Raw genomic sequence first — 654 nt, 5'->3', positions numbered from 1 at the left:
TTGTTTCACTTCTTAAACAGCTTTCTTTAAGATCTACATAACAATTTTTGTAATAGTTATTTCCACCGATACCCATAGCAACTGCTTCAAATACTGTAGCATCTTGCCAAGCTTGACCACCATGTGCAAATGGAATAATGCCAGCAGCTTGTAATTTTTCAGCAGCAGCATTTAACTCATCCCAAGTAGTTGGTACTGAAATACCGTTCGCATCAAATACAGCTTTGTTTGCCCACATCCAGTCAATTCTGTGAATGTTTACTGGAGCAGCACAATAAGGTCCGCTGTTGTTTTCACACTTATGAATAGCTGCAATCATTGGGTCTAATAAATTATCCCAACCTTCTGCTTTAGCAACTTCATCTATGTTATATGGAGCTACAACACCTTCTTGATCATACTCTTGAATTGTAGGTCCTTTAATTTGTGATGCTGATGGAGGATCTCCAGCAACAATTCTTGCTTTTAGTGCAACGTTAGCAGCGTCTCCACCACCACCTGTTACAGGCATGTCCATCCATTCACCACCGTTTGCAGCGAAATCATCTTTTAAAACTTTAAGTGCAGCAGCTTCACCACCAGAAGTCCACCAGTGCAGTACCTCGATCTTAGGTCCTGCAATTGATGAAGTAGATGTGAACGCTAATGTAATTA

The 654-nt window shown here is 40.4% G+C and carries 1 protein-coding gene; it reads right to left on the bottom strand.

What is annotated here, in order from left to right; all coding sequences use genetic code 11:
- A partial coding sequence (locus tag AMN88_RS00830; RefSeq protein ID WP_143323653.1) for an ABC transporter substrate-binding protein occupies window positions 1-652 on the bottom strand: 652 nt, incomplete at its 3' end.
- Window positions 653-654: the final 2 nt, after the last annotated feature.

It is taken from the genome of Candidatus Pelagibacter communis (assembly GCF_001180165.1).
Classification (GTDB): Bacteria; Pseudomonadota; Alphaproteobacteria; order Pelagibacterales; family Pelagibacteraceae; genus Pelagibacter; species Pelagibacter ubique_P.
The sequence above is the reverse complement of the archived record's forward strand: the minus strand, read 5'-3'. Positions and strand labels throughout refer to the sequence as shown.